15 protein-coding genes are annotated in these 17,778 nt (G+C 45.5%); 10 read left to right on the top strand and 5 right to left on the bottom strand.

The window, feature by feature from the left end; translation table 11 throughout:
• Positions 1 to 2: 2 nt before the first annotated feature.
• The 9 genes from L6439_RS29500 to L6439_RS18430 all read left to right on the top strand — a co-directional run bounded on the left by L6439_RS29500 (position 3) and on the right by L6439_RS18430 (position 11,275).
• Positions 3 to 326: a glycoside hydrolase family 95-like protein gene (locus L6439_RS29500; RefSeq protein ID WP_331253362.1), complete on the top strand. Its 324-nt coding sequence runs from the start codon at positions 3 to 5 to the stop codon at positions 324 to 326.
• 208 nt (positions 327 to 534) lie between these two features.
• Complete coding sequence (gene kduI, locus L6439_RS18465) at positions 535 to 1,365, top strand: 5-dehydro-4-deoxy-D-glucuronate isomerase (protein ID WP_213471663.1); 831 nt, start codon at positions 535 to 537, stop codon at positions 1,363 to 1,365.
• A 39-nt stretch (positions 1,366 to 1,404) separates the two neighbouring features.
• Positions 1,405 to 2,211: a gluconate 5-dehydrogenase gene (locus L6439_RS18460; protein ID WP_213471654.1), complete on the top strand. Its 807-nt coding sequence runs from the start codon at positions 1,405 to 1,407 to the stop codon at positions 2,209 to 2,211.
• A gap of 119 nt (positions 2,212 to 2,330) precedes the next feature.
• Entirely contained in the window at positions 2,331 to 4,148 is a 1,818-nt protein-coding gene (locus tag L6439_RS18455; protein ID WP_237096534.1) for a DUF2264 domain-containing protein, read from the top strand.
• 130 nt (positions 4,149 to 4,278) lie between these two features.
• The gene (locus tag L6439_RS18450) at positions 4,279 to 5,460 is read left to right on the top strand and encodes a glycoside hydrolase family 88 protein (RefSeq protein ID WP_237096533.1); all 1,182 of its coding nucleotides are present in this window, start codon (positions 4,279 to 4,281) and stop codon (positions 5,458 to 5,460) included.
• 75 nt (positions 5,461 to 5,535) lie between these two features.
• Positions 5,536 to 7,293, top strand: coding sequence for a cache domain-containing sensor histidine kinase (locus L6439_RS18445; RefSeq protein WP_213471655.1), 1,758 nt, complete (start codon positions 5,536 to 5,538; stop codon positions 7,291 to 7,293).
• The gene (locus tag L6439_RS18440; protein WP_210429383.1) at positions 7,283 to 8,860 is read left to right on the top strand and encodes a response regulator transcription factor; all 1,578 of its coding nucleotides are present in this window, start codon (positions 7,283 to 7,285) and stop codon (positions 8,858 to 8,860) included. Before L6439_RS18445 ends, L6439_RS18440 begins: the two co-directional genes overlap by 11 nt.
• A 39-nt stretch (positions 8,861 to 8,899) precedes the next feature.
• Positions 8,900 to 9,703, top strand: coding sequence for a carbohydrate-binding protein (locus L6439_RS18435; RefSeq protein WP_213471656.1), 804 nt, complete (start codon positions 8,900 to 8,902; stop codon positions 9,701 to 9,703).
• Between the two features lie 219 nt (positions 9,704 to 9,922).
• Positions 9,923 to 11,275 carry a transposase gene (locus L6439_RS18430; protein WP_213471782.1) on the top strand — a complete coding sequence of 451 codons (1,353 nt, stop codon included), beginning with the start codon at positions 9,923 to 9,925 and terminating at the stop codon, positions 11,273 to 11,275.
• Between the two features lie 55 nt (positions 11,276 to 11,330).
• Here L6439_RS18430 and L6439_RS18425 read toward each other — a convergent pair whose 3' ends face one another.
• Positions 11,331 to 12,050: an alpha/beta hydrolase gene (locus tag L6439_RS18425; protein ID WP_213471566.1), complete on the bottom strand. Its 720-nt coding sequence runs from the start codon at positions 12,048 to 12,050 to the stop codon at positions 11,331 to 11,333.
• Positions 12,051 to 12,394: 344 nt separating this feature from the next.
• Here L6439_RS18425 and gnpA point away from each other — a divergent pair, with 344 nt between their 5' ends.
• The gene (gene gnpA, locus L6439_RS18420; RefSeq protein ID WP_213471567.1) at positions 12,395 to 14,566 is read left to right on the top strand and encodes a 1,3-beta-galactosyl-N-acetylhexosamine phosphorylase; all 2,172 of its coding nucleotides are present in this window, start codon (positions 12,395 to 12,397) and stop codon (positions 14,564 to 14,566) included.
• A 274-nt stretch (positions 14,567 to 14,840) separates the two neighbouring features.
• On the opposite strand, the gene L6439_RS18415 is transcribed toward gnpA, so the two are convergent.
• The 4 genes from L6439_RS18415 to L6439_RS18400 all read right to left on the bottom strand — a co-directional run bounded on the left by L6439_RS18415 (position 14,841) and on the right by L6439_RS18400 (position 17,642).
• A complete protein-coding gene (locus L6439_RS18415) occupies positions 14,841 to 15,482 on the bottom strand; it encodes a hypothetical protein (RefSeq protein WP_213471568.1) in 642 nt (213 codons plus the stop codon).
• Between the two features lie 153 nt (positions 15,483 to 15,635).
• Positions 15,636 to 16,370, bottom strand: a complete 735-nt coding sequence (locus L6439_RS18410) for a sensor histidine kinase (RefSeq protein ID WP_237096938.1) — start codon at positions 16,368 to 16,370, stop codon at positions 15,636 to 15,638.
• The gene (locus tag L6439_RS18405; RefSeq protein WP_213471570.1) at positions 16,354 to 16,935 is read right to left on the bottom strand and encodes a hypothetical protein; all 582 of its coding nucleotides are present in this window, start codon (positions 16,933 to 16,935) and stop codon (positions 16,354 to 16,356) included. The genes L6439_RS18410 and L6439_RS18405 overlap by 17 nt, the downstream gene beginning before the upstream one ends.
• On the bottom strand, positions 16,932 to 17,642 hold the full coding sequence (locus L6439_RS18400; protein ID WP_168179377.1) for a LytR/AlgR family response regulator transcription factor: 711 nt from the start codon (positions 17,640 to 17,642) through the stop codon (positions 16,932 to 16,934). The genes L6439_RS18405 and L6439_RS18400 overlap by 4 nt, the downstream gene beginning before the upstream one ends.
• Between the last annotated feature and the right edge of the window lie 136 nt (positions 17,643 to 17,778).

The following is a 17,778-nucleotide window of genomic DNA, read 5'->3' as shown; positions in this document are numbered from 1 at the left end:
CAATGCAAGAGATGCTATTGCAGTCGCACGGGGATGAAATCCGGCTGCTGCCGGCTCTTCCGCTTGCGTGGCGGCAGGGTCATGTTACCGGCTTGCGTGCCCGCGGTGGGTTTACCATTGATATGGCTTGGCAGGAAGGCAAGCTGCAACAGGCGCAGATAACGTCTGCGCTTGGTAAGCCTTGTGTCATTTATAGTACGGTTCCGCTTACTTTTCGTACTGGGAAGCCATCAATGGCAATGGCCGTGGCCGTAACACAGCCCGCGCCCCATACGTATCGGCTGGATATCCCGCTTGGAGCTACGGTTATAGTCAGTGTAGCGTAGATCACTCTTGCGTTAGTATACACAAGAAGGAAACAGGAAAGCCGAATCGGCAAAAAAGTCAAAATTGTTCACGATCGAGCAAAATAATTAGCTTACTATTGTTGGGTGCATTCACTATGATGGTTGTATATTCAATATCGAATGATGGGATTGTTCATGGTGATGATTCCAAGTCTATGAAATCGGGAGGACTAGAAAAATGCAAACTATGGAGACGCGCTACGCGTATGCGCCGCAATCGATCGCACGCATGACAACGGAAGAATTGCGCAAGGAGTTTTTAGTGGAGCAGGTGTTTGTTCCCGGTGAAATTCGCTTGACTTACTCGCATAATGACCGTTTGATTTTTGGTGGCGTAACGCCTGCGAAAGAGCCGTTGGAGATTAAGCTTAGTAAAGATTTGGGTGTTGAGTATTTTCTGGAGCGTCGTGAACTCGGTGTCATTAATATCGGCGGTCCTGGATTTATTACGATAGATGGTGTACGTGAATCGATGAACAATCAGGATGGCTATTATATCGGAAAAGAGACGAAAGAAGTGCTGTTTGCTAGTGCGGATGCCAGTAATCCAGCGAAATTTTATATTGCTTCCAGTCCGGCTCATCACAAATATCCGAATGTGCGTATTGCCATTGATAATATTAAGCCAATGGAGACAGGTGCTGATAACACACTGAATAAGCGCAAAATTTATCAGTACATTCATCCGAATGTGTGTCAGTCATGTCAGTTGCAAATGGGCTATACGCACCTGGAAGAAGGCAGCGCTTGGAATACGATGCCATGCCACACGCATGAGCGGCGCATGGAAGCGTATGTATATTTCGATTTGGAAGGGGACAACAAAGTATTTCATTTCATGGGCACGCCGGATGAGACGAAGCATCTCGTTGTCGGCAATGAGCAAGCGATTATCAGTCCAAGCTGGTCCATTCACACCGGCGTCGGCACTAGCAACTATACGTTTATTTGGGCAATGTGCGGCGAGAATATCACGTACACCGATATGGATATGGTCGCTATGGACGATCTCAAGTAGACAGAGGCGTAGATATGGCATAGAGAGGGGAGCAGTAAGATGTCACAATTTTCGGTAGATCGTTTCCGTCTTGATGGCAAGGTAGCTCTCGTTACTGGTGCGGTGTACGGGATCGGATTTGAATTGGCATGCGCTATGGCGCGTGCGGGTGCAACAGTTGTATTTAATGATCGCAAGCCAGAAGGCGTAGAGCGCGGTATCGCTGCTTATAAGGAACAGGGAATTGAGGCACGCGGATATGTATGCGACGTGACCGACGAGCCCGGTGTGCAGGCGATGGTGCAGCAGATTGAAGCGGAAGTTGGAGTCATTGATATTCTTGTCAACAATGCTGGCATTATTAAGCGGATTCCTATGACAGAAATGAGTGCGGAGGAGTTCCGTGAAGTGATTGATATTGACTTGAACGGGCCATTTATTGTCTCCAAAGCGGTGATTCCAGGGATGATGAACAAAGGCGGCGGCAAAATTATTAATATTTGCTCGATGATGAGCGAATTAGGGCGGGAGGCGGTGTCTGCTTATGCTGCGGCCAAAGGCGGTCTGAAGATGCTAACCCGCAATATCGCTTCTGAATATGGCAAATATAACATCCAATGCAATGGTATCGGACCCGGCTACATTGCAACGCCCCAAACAGCGCCGTTGCGTGAACGTCAAGCTGATGGCAGCCGCCATCCTTTTGATTCGTTTATTCTTGCCAAGACACCTGCGGAGCGTTGGGGCGAAACGGAGGATTTGGCAGGTCCTGCGGTATTCTTGGCTTCACCAGCCAGCGACTTTGTCAATGGGCATATTTTATATGTTGACGGCGGGATTCTTGCCTATATTGGCAAGCAGCCTTAATTTCGAATAGCAAGACCCAAATAAAGACTAACAGGAGCATGCAGCTGTTAGTCTTTTGTGCTAGGGGAGCAATGAGGTTTGTTGTACTGTGAAACGAAATAGAGGGAGGGAGAATAATCGTGATCGAGGAAATGCGCAGAATTCAGTGGAATCATCGTGACGATATAGCGGCAGCACTACTGACGTTAGTGAAGCCGCTAAGGCCGCGGTTAGCGGAACAGCCTGGACACTTGGCATTAGGAACCCACGGCACGGTCTATACCGCAAGCCGCCGGGATGCCGAAGGATTTTTAAGAATATTGTGGGGATTGGGACCTTTTCTCGTCCATTATGATGACGAGCAGCTTCGGCTGCAATGGATGCAAGGACTTGCGGCGGGCTGCAACCCGGACAGCGAGCATTATTATGGCAAGACGATGGACGGAGATCAGCTGCTGGTCGAGATGGCATCTGTCGCTGCTGCCCTGCTGCTTGCACCGCACAAAACTTGGGATGTTCTATCCGAGACGGACCAGCAGCATGTGGCAGACTGGTTATGGCAAATTAATGAACGCCGTTTGCCACCGAATAACTGGCACTTCTTTCGCATCTTAGTGAATGTGGCACTGAAACGGCTAGGCAAGACTTATTCTCAGGAGATGATTGAGCAAGATTTTGCCCTGATTGAATCGTGCTATGTCGGCGATGGCTGGTATTTTGACGGGGTGGATCAGCAGTTTGATTATTACATCCCATGGGCGTTTCATTACTATAGCTTAATCTACGTTACGTTTATGGCGGATGAAGACCCGGAGCGGGCAGCCAGGTTGAAGGAGCGGGCCATTCTTTTTGCGCGCAGCTATCAGTATTGGTTCGATAGCAAGGGAGAGGCGGTTCCTTTCGGCCGCAGTCTAGCATATCGCTTTGCGCAAGCAAGCTTCTGGAGCGCGCTTGTGCTGGCCGATGTTGAAGCGCTGCCATGGGGCGTCATTAAAGGTTTGTATGCGCGCAATATGCGAAGCTGGATGAACCATCCTATTTTTACGGCAGATGGCGTGCTAAGCGTAGGCTATCATTATCAGAACTTGGTGATGGGCGAGGGCTATAACGGAGCGGGTTCCCCGTATTGGGCGTTCAAAAGCTTCCTATTGCTTGCGGTTTCGGATGACCATCCTTATTGGCAGGCAGAGGAAGTAGAGCAAAAGGTAGCGCCGGGCCGATTGTCGCTGCCGAGCATGAAGGCGATGATTGAACATACGCATGAGTCCCGGCATGTGCTTATGTATCCGGCAGGTCAATTTATTGGCTATCAGAACCATGCTTGCGCCAAGTACTCTAAATTTGCCTACTCGACTGTGTTTGGCTTTAGTGTGCCGCGCAGTAATTATTACTACTACGAAGGCGCTTTTGACAGTGTGCTTGCCGTTAGCGAGGATGGCGTGCATTATCGGGATAAGCCGCTGGATACGAGCTATGAGCTGCATGAAGATCGGCTTGTACATAACTGGCAGCCTCAAGCCGGAGTGACAATTCGCAGCACGATTGTCCCTTGCGGCGACAGCCATGTACGCATTCACGAGTTGGAAACCAGCCGCGCCTTAATTGCCTATGATGCCAGTTTCTCAGCGCCGTTCGCCACGGTTAGCAGCGACGGCACAGCCGTAGCCGAGACAAGCTGGGCGAGTTACGATTCGCCTGTCGGAACCACCATCGCCAAGGCGGTTACCGGATTCACGCAAGCGGAGATGATTCGAACAGAGCCTAACACCAATCTATTCTATGAGCGGACATTGATGCCTGCACTGCGTGCTGAACTTCAGCCAGGCACCCATGTATTAGTAAGTGTGATGGCAGGGGTTCCGGCTGGTTGCGTGTCGCAGTTGCCTGAGGTGAAGCTGACAGAAGATCGGGTAATTGTGCACCATAACGAGCAAACGATAACGGTGAAACTTAAATAGAAGGAAAACGAATCAAATGAAAAGGTAAAAATTGTTCACATATCAACAAAATAAACGCTTACATGATGTGAGATGTATCCGCTATCATAGAGTTGGCGTTGAGTTATTCTGAGAGAGGACTGAACTGCAGATGTCTACAGAGGGAATGCAAACAACGGTAATGCAAGCAAATCAACTTTACACCCAAGCAATTGAGGACATTCTGGCAAAAACGCTAAGGAATATTGAGAGGTTTGGAACTCAGTTTCCGCATGTCAGCCTGAATGGGAAATATCAACTGAATGATAACAACGACTGGACCAATGGCTTCTGGTCGGGAATATTGTGGTTATGCTATGAATATTCACAAGATGAACGCTATCGGCAGGCAGCAGAAGCTGCGGTGGCTAGTTTTCGTCAGCGGTTAGAGCAAAAAGTGGTATTGGATCATCATGATATTGGATTCCTGTATAGCTTATCTGCCAAAGCGCAGTGGATCATTACAGGCGATGATCGCGCTCGCGAGCTGGCATTGGCTGCAGCTGATCATTTCATAAAACGTTGGCGAAACACGAGCGATGGCAGCGGCTATATTCAAGCTTGGGGAGCGCAAGATAACGAGCAAGAAGCGGGCAGAATCATTATCGATTGCTTGCTTAATTTACCTTTGCTGTATTGGGCAAGCGAGCTAACGGGCGATCCGAAGTACCGGGAAATTGCAGAAATCCAAGCAGAGAAAACGCGGCGCTATCTCGTTAGAGGCGATGATAGCTCGTATCATACTTTCTTCTTTGATGCCAAGACGGGCGTTCCAATCGGCGGCGCCACTCATCAAGGCTATAGCAACGGTTCGACGTGGACGCGGGGGCAAGCTTGGGGCGTATATGGCTTTGCACTATCCTACCGTTATACGGGAAATGCGGCATTTTTGGAGACTTCTAGGCGTATGGCGCGCTACTTCCTGGAGCACTTGCCTGAGGACAGTGTTGCTTATTGGGATTTCAATGCGCCTGTAACTGCCGATACGTACCGCGATAGTTCAGCTTCTGCGATTGTAGCTGCCGGCCTGGCGGAGCTTCTCTCCCATATGGACGATGCTGACCCCGATCGTCCTTATTTCGAGAAGAAGCTGGCCGCCAGTATGGAATCGCTGATTAACAACTATGCTACGATTGGCGACGATGCAGCGGAAGGATTGCTTAAGCATGGCTCGTATTATGTCCATGGCGGTTTGTCCCCTGATGATTATATGATTTGGGGCGATTATTACTACTTGGAAGCGCTAATGCGTCTTGTACGCGGTCTTCCCGGCTATTGGTATGAGCGTAAATAGAAATAGATGATAAAGTCGATGATTTGGCCTGAACAGCAATAGACATTATGAAGGCAGGGAAGTGACGTTAACCTCATGTTCCATTTAACTTACTATAAACGAATGTTACTTTCCTTCATGTTATTTATTATCGTGCCGATGGTTGCTGTATCTCTGCATTCTTTTTATTTAATTAAGGAATCGATGCTGGATAAGCTGCATGCAACGAACGAAAACATGTTGAACGTCATCGGTGCAGAATTTAGCAAAACGATCGATGATGCTACGTTTGCCTCCCATTATATTGTAAACGATACAGGCTTCAAAGCTAGCTTGCGTCAATTCGCGGATGTGAAGCAGTTAAATAGTTTTGCTGATTATGAGAATTTCTCAGAAATCAAAGCTGTTTTTTCGCTTATCAATTCGAAAACGTTGAATCGGCAGACGCACATGTACTTCATTAACCGCCAGCAGTTTATTATCCCTTCAGGAGATGATGAACCGGCTAAATTATTGCCGCATTTACCTCAATTGTACAGCAAAATTAATTTCCAACAGCCAGAACGGCTGCAGTGGCTAGGACTGCTCGAAGACGAAGGAGAGAGTAAATATTATATTGCTCGTGTCATCTACGATCATGCCAGTAAAGAGTATATGGCCGTGCTGTTGATAGGAATTGAGCAGTCTTATTTCGAAAATGCATTAAAATCGGTCAAGTCATGGGACGTTGCTCTCTTGGATGATCAGGGTGACCGGATTGCCGGCTCCGCACAATTGCTTGCATCCGCTGCGCATAAGACGGACGATCGTATGCGTTCGGAAGTCGTGCTGAGCAAAAACGGATGGAAGCTTGTGTATGAGATGAGCAACAACACGTTTAGAGGTATCCTTTCAAGGACACTTTATATCGGTTTTGCCGAAGTCATGCTTTTTGTCGTGATATTCTCTTTGTTTGCCCTGATGATCTCAAAACGATTGCATCGTCCGATTGAGCAATTACAGCAGGTGGCAAGACAATTTGGCAACGGCAAACTGGATGTCAGGCTGCAAGTGAAGGGAAAGGATGAGCTGGCGGCGGTTAGCAAGACGATTAACTTGATGCTGGATCGGCTGCAACAGTCCATTAAGGAGATGGAACGGCAACAGGAGCAGAGACGTGTGATGGAACTGGAGGCGCTGTTCATGCAAATTCGTCCCCACTTTCTGTTGAATACACTCAACTCAATCAAGTGCAGCTTGATGCTGCAGGATGATCGGCTGCATAGCGGCATGATTGACTCTTTAATGAGCTTGCTGCGTGCCTATATGAAATTCAATGAACTGGCCACACTGCAAGAAGAATGTGAGTTAATGGCTCACTACATTGATATTATGCAAATGCGCAGTGATATTCCAATCCAACTGCAAGTCGATGTAGAGCCGCAATTGCAGTTGCTTCAATTTCCAAAGTTATTACTGCAACCGATAGTTGAAAATGCAATTATACATGGCTTCGTAGACACGGACGCAGATATAGAGGGCAATGAGACTAGGCGCCAGCAATCTCAAATTTGGATCTCCGTCTATCATGACGCAGATACCATCGTCATTGAGGTTGCCGACAATGGAGCGGGTATGGATGAGTCCCTGTTGCATCGGCTGAATGAAAGGGTGTTACGTTGCCGTGATGAACCCGATCCTGGGTATAAGCGGGTCGGATTGGTTAATGTTGCCCAACGCTTGCAACTATCTTTCGGCTCAGAGGCTGCCCTTTCTTTTGCTCATAATAAGTATGGGGGTATAACGGCACGGATGCAGATTCCAGCGACATCAAGCGGGGTGACAACAAGTGATATACACAGTGATGCTTATTGATGATGATGTGCCAATGCTCAAATTATTGCAGCAAATGATTGATTGGGAACAATTACAGCTGAAAGTGGTAGCTGCCACCTATTCCAGCGTAAAAGCAGTACACCTGTTTCAGCAGACCGTTCCAGATATTGTGATAACCGATATTGGCTTGCCGCAGACGAATGGAATTGAGTTAGCAGAACAGTTTCGCCACATCAAACCTGAGGTGCGCGTCATTTTCTTAACCTGTCATGAAGACTTCAACTACGCGAGACAGGCGCTTAAGCTTCATGCCGACGATTATTTAATTAAAGATCAGTTAACGGCAGAGCAGTTGCAACAAAGCTTGTCGAAGTCGCTATGCTCACTCAAAAAGCAATCTTCGTCGGTAAGTGTACAACCTTCAAGCTACAATCGACAGTTATTCAAACAAGGCTTATTACAGAGTGTCCTTGATCGAACGAATGTTGACGAGATCCTTAAATATGCTGCCGGCATTGGAATAAGGTGGAACTGTCCTTGGTGTATGCTCAGTCTTGTGCATGTACAATATGCTAGCTACGATGAGCATTACTCACAGCAATCGTTATCGTTAATTTGCTATGCCATCTACAATATTGCGGAAGAGCTGGCGCGCGAGTATGAAGGGATCACGCCATTTTTGCAGCAACAGCATCTTGTCATTGTGTATAACTATCACGATAATTTAGCCGCGAACAACGTGCTGCACTTCAACGGCTATTTGCAAAAATTGAAAGCGCGAGTTGCGCAATATATGAAATTACGGCTGGTAAGCGTCACGGTTAGTGATAAGTTGCAGCTTAAGCAACTGGGCACGTGTTATCACTCCTTATTACGCCATAAATATGAGTTTTATGTTGAGGAGTCGATGCTGATTGACCGGCAGCAGGCGATGAGACCAACATGGCTGCAATTGCCTTCAGGGGAGTTGGACAACTATAAAGATGAACTGAAGCAGGCACTGGCTATTCATGATATTGATGGTATACGGCGTATTATTAGGGATATGAAGCATCATTTTCAAGCGAGAATGATTGAGCCTGCTTCATTCATGCATGAGCTGCAAGCTTGCTTACGCGAGCTGACGATTGCCGCTTCGGTCAGACTCGATGAAGCGATCTACGATTATATGGAGCAGTCGCGCACCCTTGATGATGTGCTTGCATTAGCGGAACGTCCGTTAACAGCGATGGCTATGCCTAGCGAAAAACAGGGGAGACAAGGGCGGGGCCAACTAGCTGGCGGCTATGAACCTAAGTTACAGCAAATTCAACATTATATCGAAGAAAACTTAGCCGAGAGCATTACTTCCATTGATATCGCGCGCCATCTGTTTTTGAATCCAAGTTACTTCTCACGCTATTTCAAACGCTTGACGGGCAGCAACTTCACTGATTATGTACATCAGTTTAAAATGAACATTGCTTCGCAAATGTTGAAAACATCCGGGCATACGCTGGAACAGATAGCCCTGGCACTAGGTTACTCCGACCGGACCTATTTCTCTAAAGTGTTCAAGAAGTATATGGGCGTAACGCCGAGCGAGTATAAGAATGAATGTTCGTAGATCTTTCAAAAAATAGATGAGGAAAGAGATGATCATCTGATGACATTACAAACGCAGCTCACGATTGAAGTTCACGATGTGAATGGTACCGTATTGGCAACCGCTTCTGATCAGGGACAAGCCCAGCTTGTATATTATCAACCCTATCAAGAGGGTGACCGCATTGTTGTGAAGAGCGAGCATCCCAATCAATATGTAATGTTGCAGCTTGATGATACGATGCCGGCAACGTTCGTATATTTAGCGACAACGAGCTATCGGCTTATCATTCCATTTGGAGAGAAGAAAATTTCCTATAATCCGAAATCATACAGTGGCGATATCCATGCGCTTAGCGTGCGTCTAGCGACTGCAGCGGAAATCTCCAGCTACAAAAATGTAGCTCTTAATCCGTTCGACCAACATGAGAATGACAGTTGTTATCCGCATGCGGTTGCGAATGTGGAGACACGCGGCGAGTCTGTGTTTGCTGCCCGCAATGCCATTAATGGCAATTGCTTTAATGCGGGTCACGGGGCATGGCCATTTGAGTCGTGGGGCATTAACCAGCAAGATGACGCTGAAATGAGCGTGCAATTTGGGCGCACGGTAGAAATTGACTGCATCGCTCTTACGTTGCGGGCAGACTTTCCTCACGATAACTATTGGGAGCAAGCAACCGTCTGCTTCTCTAATGGGGATTGTGAGACGCTTCATCTAACGAAAACGAATGCAAAGCAGGTCATTAAGCTGACGCCGCGCCGGGTAGAGTCGCTGACATTAAAGAACTTAATCAAGTCGGCTGACCCGTCGCCGTTCCCTGCCCTAACGCAAATTGAAGTTTATGGCTATGAAGTAAAGTGAGCGAAGAAAAGATATAGAACGCAGCCTGTCGCGAGCCGGGAGTTCTATATCTTTTTTTATGCATCAATCATTTTTTATTATCATTTAACGTGAATCAATTTCATAAATCGAAAGTCTTGCTATGACTGGGTTTTTAAGGTACAGAAAAAGGAGTACCTCCCCAAATCTCGAATAAGTAAAGTATCCACACAATACCCAAAGAGATGAGGCGAACTCCCTATGCCCTATATTCGACATGAGAGCTTATTTACCCTGCAAGAGCTTTATGAGATGGAACAAAAAGATCGTTTTCGTGAGATTTTTTCTACAATCGACATCACTCCGATCTTGCGTTTGGTCAGGAAAACATCTTTTTATGGTGCCCCCATTGAAGTGAATTATAGGGCGATGGTCTATTCCTTGATTGTTAGAATCGTTGAACGTATTCCTACGATTAAAGATTTAATAAAGAGACTTCAACATGACATCTTATTCCGCATGGATTGTGGCTTTATGCTTTCAGAAGCGATTCCTTCGGCCTCTTCCTATTCCCGGTTGGTGCGCAAGATGAGCCAAAGCCATGCACTGGAGGACATGCAAGAGCAGTTACTCGAACAAGCCATGGCAGAAGGATTCATTACAGACGATACGGTTGCAATCGATGCGACCCATATCGAAGCTCGGGATCAGGCACCTGCGAAGCAAGAAAAGGAAAAACCTGAGCCAAAAAAGCGTGGGCGAAAAACAAAAGCCGAACGTGAAGCTTGGCTCAAACAAAAGCAAGAAGAAGAGGAACAAAAACCAATCTTCGAAAAAGAAATTGCCGCTCAATTAAATGAATCATTCCATGTTTTGCGAGATCAAATGCCTCTTGATCCGCAGTGGGGAGTCAAGAAAAATAGTGATGGAAAAAATGTCTTTTGGTATGGCTATAAAGGTCATCTTGCCATTGGAACGCAGAGTCAGTATATCCTCGGAGCCTTGCTCTCTTCCGGAAGCTTGAATGACGGTAAAGCGGCCATTCCACTCCTAAAAGGGGTTGCTTCACAGCATCCGAATTTCAGTTTCAAGTACGCAACCATGGATGCTGGATACGATTATGAACCTATATACAAGCAAGTTCGAGAAGCAGAGGCACATGCTGTAATTGCGTATAACCGTCGCCGAGAACCAGAACACGACGGATTTGACGAACACTTCGCCCCAACCTGTGTAAGGGAGCATTCTTATCGTTATGACAGCTACGATTCAAAATATGGAACACTCAAATATGTTCGACCGAAAGAATGCGAAAGCTGTCCATTGGCGCATGATTCACTTTGCCAGAAAGTCTATAAAATGAAGATAACAACTGATCTTAGAAAATATACCGCCCCGGCCAGAGGCTCAAAGCATTGGAAAGAAATCGCTAAGAGACGTTCTGCAGTCGAAAGAGTGAATGCTTACTTGAAGGAATTCTTCCAATTGAACAATGTGAGACACCGAACGGGTCAAAAAGCTAAGGTTCATTTTAACTTGGTTACTTTGGTTTACAATTGTATAAAATTAGCATGTGATCGTTTAAATCGTCAATTCCAAGAGCAAGCTGCATAATTTTCAAAAAAGGAAATACTTTAATTCGGTTAATCTACAGTTTTGTAATTATGCATTATGAAATTGATTCAACGTATATATGTTTTTTCAGCCATTGTCTGAAATACTGCAACTGTTCCTCCGTATGGAAATAGTGTTCTCCATTCTCCATTACTTGCAAATTACAGTTAAAACATTGAGTAAATTCAGATACAACGTCAAATTCACATACGTTATCTTCTGAACCATAGAGAATGGAAGTTGAAATATTCCAAGCAACAATAGGATGTTCTTTCACATAACAGTAGTAATCCCAATAGAGAGTTTGTCCAATAGGGGTAGAAATTTCTTTCTCTATTTTTAGTCTGCTCTCACTTACGTTAAACCATGTCATCATATTATTTATGATGCGTTCCATATTTACCACAGGAGAGAGAAACAAGCACTGCTTCAACGGCTCATGGCTATATTCTAAGAGACTAAAATACGCTCCCATGCTACAAGCAAAAAGGCTTATATGATTTGATAATGATTTTGCATAGGTCATCATTGTATTGAGGTCTTGAACACAGTTTTGAACTTTGCAAAGATAAGTCTCATCCTTGCGATCACCATGTTGAGGTAAATCAAAACTAAGCACTTGATAACCTGCTGCTGTTGCTTCTTCTGCAAATACAATAATCGAGTCATCTGCCTTGTGTGACATGCTACCATGCACCACCACAAATAACTTATCTGATTTGTCACCCCACAATATCGCTGGAATATTTTCTACTTTAAAAATATTTTTCATCATTACAATTTATCCTCCATGAAATACAAATCATTCATCATTCCTACTATTATATCCTCTTGGTGGTCATTCTACCTCTACATCGTAACCCGATAATTTGTTTTGAATGAAGTCAGAGAATTAACACTTCCCATATAACGCCTCCAAACCTGTATGTATATATGGCTTAATTATAGTATGTTTTCTATTAATATATTGATTTTCAACATCTATTTAAAAACATAGCCTTTTTTTGCAGCAAAGGTCAAAATTTTACCCGCGGAAGGTCATAATCCGTCCTTGGGTCACTCTTTCTGACTGAGTATGATGTAATCAACAATCAGTTATTTGGAAGGAGCATGTTACAAATGGTCGAGCAGAACCAGAACAAACAAGGCAGAGGGCGCCTCACCATCCCGACCGATCTTGATGTCGTAGGAGAAACGCTGAAAACGATGGAGTTGTGGGGCGCTGATGCCGTGCGCGATGCCGACGGCACAACGTTTCCGCAAGAGCTGGCTGATTGTGGAGCGAAAGTATACGCTACTTACTATACAACCCGCAAAGACAACAATTGGGCGAAAGCCAACCCTGACGAAGTACAGCAATGCTATATTTCAACGAAATTTGTTCCTGCTACAGGGGCTGAACTTTCCATTCGTTTATTGGAGGGGATTAGCGAAGACTTATTGCAAGTCAACAGCCGCGATGATATTTATCGTTGGTGGGAAGTTATCGATCGTACCACTGGCGAGGTCGTACCTACGAATCTCTGGAGCTACGATGAAGCTACCGGCTGTGTAATTATTAATAACACGATACCTTACCATGAGTACAGCGTGAGCTTCTTAACCTATCTGATCTGGGATCCCGTTCATATGTATAATGCCGTCGTCAATGACTGGAAGGATTTCGAACGACAAATTACGTTTGACGTTCGTCAGCCTAAGACACGGGAATTTTCGAAAGGCAGACTGCGTGAATTTTTGCGGGACAAGCCTTTTGTAAATGTCGTACGATTCACCACGTTCTTCCATCAGTTCACGCTCATCTTCGATGAACTGCGCCGGGAGAAATATGTAGATTGGTATGGCTATTCCGCTAGCGTCAGCCCTTATATTCTCGAGCAGTTCGAGCGTGAAGCCGGCTATAAGTTCCGTCCGGAATATATTATTGACGAAGGTTACTACAACAACCAATATCGGATTCCATCCAAACAATACCTGGACTTTGTGGCCTTCCAACGGCGCGAAGTAGCCCAACTGGCTAAAGAGCTCGTCGATATTACCCATGAAGAAGGCCGCGAAGCGATGATGTTTTTAGGCGATCATTTTATTGGCACAGAGCCTTATATGGATGAATTTAAAACCATCGGACTGGATGCGGTCGTCGGCAGCGTCGGCAATGGTTCAACACTGCGTTTAATTAGCGACATTCCCGGGGTGAAATATACAGAAGGGCGCTTTTTGCCATACTTCTTCCCTGATACGTTCCATCCTGGCGGCAATCCAACGGCAGAAGCTCAAGAGAACTGGTTAACGGCACGAAGAGCTATTTTGCGCAAGCCTGTAGATCGCATTGGCTATGGCGGTTACTTGAAGCTGGCGCTCGACTTCCCGGACTTTGTTGATTATGTCGCGCAAGTTGCCGATGAATTCCGCAATTTATATGAGAAGGCACGCACGAAGCCGCTGTGTTTAGCGCAAGTTGCCGTCCTGAACTGTTGGGGGAAAATGCGCTCTTGGGGCTGCCATATGGTGCATCATGCTCTGTACCAGAAACAAAACTACAGCTATGCGGGCATTATTGAAATTTTGAGCGGAGCTCCTTTCGATGTATCGTTCATTAGCTTTGACGACATTCGCGAGCAGCCGCAGCTGCTGAATGATATCGATGTCATTATTAATGTCGGTGACGCTGACACCGCACATACCGGCGGCGATAACTGGAAAGATCCGTTTATTGTTGAGCAAATCCGTGCATTTATTGCTCGCGGAGGCGGCTTTATCGGTGTGGGTGAACCTTCTGCCGTTCAACATCAAGGTCGTTTCTTCCAGTTAGGCGATGCTCTTGGCGTAGAGCTGGAGCGCGGCTTCACCCTCGGCTACGATAAATACAATTGGGATGTAACGCCATCGCACTTTATTACCGCCGATATGGACGGTGACATTCATTTTGGCGAAGGCAAGAAAAATGTATATGCGACGAGCGCTGATATTTTAGCTTGCAAGGATAAAGAAGTGCAGTGCGCAGTCAATCAATACTTTCATGGCCGAACTGTCTATATCGGCGGACTGCCGTATAGTGCGGAGAACGCCCGCTTGTTGCATCGTGCAATATTATGGTCGTGCAGCAAAGATAGCGAATTGTACAATTGGTTTAGTTCGGATGCCCATACGGAAATCCATGTTTATCCGGAGACAGGCACGTATTGCGTTGTCAATAACACGGCAGAGCCGCGCAACACGACAGTGTACGCAGGCGGCAACAAATTCGAACTTGAGCTCAAGGGCGGCGAATTGCGTTGGTTTGATATGTAAAAGTTAGCGTCGCTTGGGTGCTCCAACCGCTCTCAGGTTTTTAGCTCGTTCGAGCTCCATTTACTGTCCGCCCTCTTCTGCTTGTTCTGGTTCAATGGGGATTGTGACCTCCAAGTCCTTCAAATAGGTGCGATCCCCGTCTATAATGAATAACAATCTTGAACGGCTATTTTGTGACACGATTTTTTTCGTCATGAACCCAGACGACAAAAAGGCAGACACATCAATATGTCTGCCTTAATCAATTGGCTCAATTATGCAGGGGCAAATTGCTTTATTTCTTTTTTGTCCCTGCCAGAGAGAGCAGATATTCTGCTGTCTTCGCGGGCACTTTGGAGTAGACCTTGCGGACGGGGGAAAGGGAAGGTTCCGGTTCTATCACCAGATAGTATCCATCCTTATTTTTGTATAAAGTGTTTCGACTGGTTTCGTAAAGTTCCCCCGAATTGTTGCCAAACACCGTTTTCGTCTTTTCCGACCAAGTTACATATACAAGCAAGTCTTTCGCATCTTTCGGGATGGAACCAAGGTATTTCCAACGCACAATATGCAGGTTTTTTGTAAATTCGAAGATTTGCTGATTGTCTGTGATCGTATGCAAGACGCTATCATCCGTAATGGAGCGAACTTCTATTTTCTGTTTTCTTTGTGCCATACTATCCTTGACATCATCCCATTCTATATTTTGTATATCCTCATCTTCCTCAATCTCTGTAGCGACTTCATCCCAGACAGCGCTTCGTACGGCCTCATCTACCAAATTGGCTATATCGTCTGATTCCTCAACACCTTGGACACTTTCTGCAATCTGGCTTGTTATTATGGCTGATGAACAACCGCTCAAAAGCAATGCTGCCGCCATTCCGCTAATAAGGAGTACATTTTTCTTGTTATGATTGTTTTTCTTGTTACGCATCGTTTTCCCCCGTCCCTTTCTTGCCAAAGAATAATCAATAACCAACAAAATCGTTCGCACAGAAAGAGTGCTGCAACCATTCGGATTGTAGCACTCGATCCCATTCAGATTATGCACTTGTAAAAAATCGACGGGGTTGTTGTCAAAATTGGGTTACAAGTCATACAAAGCTATCCGGACAAGAAAAGAATGGGCCGTGCTTTCTATATCCATGGTGCCAAGTTCATCCACCGCTTTTTTAACGTTCTTTAATCCTAATCCATGAAAACGCGGTTCGTTTTTCGTAGAGACAGGCAATCCGTTATTCCACATCTGAATGGGAGTCGCTGAATTCTCTATGCGAATGAATAGCGTGTGGTTGATGTAGGACAGACGTAACCGCACCCACCTTTCCCCATCCCTCAATTTCCTGCACGCCTCCCAGGCGTTATCCATTAGATTTCCTACGATAATGACAGCTTGTTCAAATGACAGCTTTAATTCTGATGGTACATGAATATCCGTCTCGACGGTTACGCCCTCGCGCAGCATTTCGGCGATTTTGATGTTCAATATGGAATCCAAGTATTGGTTCCCGGTTGAAATCACGGTTTCAATTTCTTTGAGCTGGCCGGACGCAGCGTTTAAAAAACCAATGAGTTCGTTGTTGCTGGTCTGATTTGCCGCCAACTGCTGGGCTGTTCTGATATAATTCCCCATATCATGATGCAGTGCCCGGACCTGCTGATGGGCGGCCTCCAGTTCCTTGTAATGCCTATGCTGTAATTGCACTTGCTGTTCCAGCATGGTGTTTTCCCGCTCCGTATGCATTAGGGTAGAAAATTTGTCAAAAACCACAAACAGCGAAAGGTTAATTAACAAGAATATGAGACTAAATGGAATTTCCACGGTCAGCAAGTAGGGATCGTCCCTGTTGGAAATATAATATTCCATAACGCTTAGCCCGGCCGCACTTGCTACGGTAATGGCCATAAGTAAAAGCCAAAGATGAAAAGGGATAGACCACTGTTTCCCTTTGTCTGTTTTTCGGATGCTCCAATAAAAGATAAAATCCCAAGTGACATAGAATAAGTGTTAGCCAAATATTCTTATCTTCTATTGGTGTGGCGATCAGATCGTATAATAGAATCCAGAAGCTGGATACCGTTAAAAGTATACCGATATATAACACCTTTTTTTGACGATTCGGCGGATAGCATCGTAAAAAGAACATACTGCATAGTACGGTGACGGGTGGAAGCGCCGCAGGGCGTATGGGACTCAGAACCGCTCGCAAACCGCAGGTTATCGTCAGCATCGCAACAACGGCTGCTGCATACAGCTTGATGCGACTGATTCGAGCCTCTCCAAACACTTTGTTAAAGAGGAGCAGGATAAAGAGAATTTCGATCATGCTAAAAATGGCCTCAAGCCCAAAAAAAATCGTATCGGTCGTTGTCTGAAAATAAGTCATGGATTGCCGCATCTCCGTTCTATGAAGGACAGATGGGCCTGTTTCACCACGTTCAGATATCGCTTGCTGATCGGCAATTGCGTTTCGTTTTGCAAAAGAATAGCCATTTTTTTAATGGAGCGGATGTACTCCATATTCACCAGGATTGAGGCGTGAATCCGGCAAAACAAATTTGTATCCAATTGAGGCAGGATGTCCGCGATTTTTCCGTAAAACTCATAGGTATCCTGATTGGCATGGATAACTACTTTTCTTCCTGCCCCCTCAAAATAAAGAATATCACTGCACCGAAGCTGGTATTTATCATGTCCGATCTGAAAAAAGAATAGCTGCTTCGACACCTGGATGTGTTCCGCGGCGTCCAGCAAGATGCGGGACAACTTTTGTGCGGTTACAGGCTTTCTTAAAAAGCGAAACGGCAAAACTTCAAAAACTTCATATACATACTCTTTATGGTCTGTGATAAAGATAATGATCGCATCTCGATCCTGCTCCCGGATAACCGAAGCAATTTCAATACCATTTTGGCCAGGCATTTCAATGTCTAGCAGATAGATATTATAATGTGACCCGGATTGCAAACACCTTAGCAAGTCACCGCCACTTAAGAACACATCGCTGGAAAATTCCATAACGCACATGTTTGAAAGTATATCCTCAATCAAATTCGCAACGTTTATATCATCATCACATATCGCTACATTCATTACAGCCACTCCGTTAAGAACCAGATAGCTTGATTCTATAATATTTTTATGAAGCCTACAATTTTGTGTCCGTTTTTTAGAATGAAGAAGTAAAGGGTTTAATGGATGGACTTATTGGGTAATATGCATTGATGAT

Source organism: Paenibacillus dendritiformis (genome assembly GCF_021654795.1).
Classification (GTDB): Bacteria; Bacillota; Bacilli; order Paenibacillales; family Paenibacillaceae; genus Paenibacillus_B.
Note: the sequence above shows the minus strand (reverse complement) of the source record. Positions and strands in the feature narration are given on the sequence as shown.

Bases quoted from the DNA above. Each gene is read 5' to 3' on its own strand.
- L6439_RS29500 (WP_331253362.1), top strand. From the start codon at position 3: ATGCAAGAGATGCTATTGCAGTCGCACGGGGATGAAATCCGGCTGCTG.
- kduI (WP_213471663.1), top strand. From the start codon at position 535: ATGGAGACGCGCTACGCGTATGCGCCGCAATCGATCGCACGCATGACA.
- L6439_RS18460 (WP_213471654.1), top strand. From the start codon at position 1,405: ATGTCACAATTTTCGGTAGATCGTTTCCGTCTTGATGGCAAGGTAGCT.
- L6439_RS18450 (WP_237096533.1), top strand. From the start codon at position 4,279: ATGTCTACAGAGGGAATGCAAACAACGGTAATGCAAGCAAATCAACTT.
- L6439_RS18445 (WP_213471655.1), top strand. From the start codon at position 5,536: ATGTTCCATTTAACTTACTATAAACGAATGTTACTTTCCTTCATGTTA.
- L6439_RS18440 (WP_210429383.1), top strand. From the start codon at position 7,283: ATGCTTATTGATGATGATGTGCCAATGCTCAAATTATTGCAGCAAATG.
- L6439_RS18435 (WP_213471656.1), top strand. From the start codon at position 8,900: ATGACATTACAAACGCAGCTCACGATTGAAGTTCACGATGTGAATGGT.
- L6439_RS18430 (WP_213471782.1), top strand. From the start codon at position 9,923: ATGCCCTATATTCGACATGAGAGCTTATTTACCCTGCAAGAGCTTTAT.
- L6439_RS18425 (WP_213471566.1), bottom strand. From the start codon at position 12,050: ATGATGAAAAATATTTTTAAAGTAGAAAATATTCCAGCGATATTGTGG.
- gnpA (WP_213471567.1), top strand. From the start codon at position 12,395: ATGGTCGAGCAGAACCAGAACAAACAAGGCAGAGGGCGCCTCACCATC.
- L6439_RS18415 (WP_213471568.1), bottom strand. From the start codon at position 15,482: ATGCGTAACAAGAAAAACAATCATAACAAGAAAAATGTACTCCTTATT.
- L6439_RS18405 (WP_213471570.1), bottom strand. From the start codon at position 16,935: ATGACTTATTTTCAGACAACGACCGATACGATTTTTTTTGGGCTTGAG.
- L6439_RS18400 (WP_168179377.1), bottom strand. From the start codon at position 17,642: ATGAATGTAGCGATATGTGATGATGATATAAACGTTGCGAATTTGATT.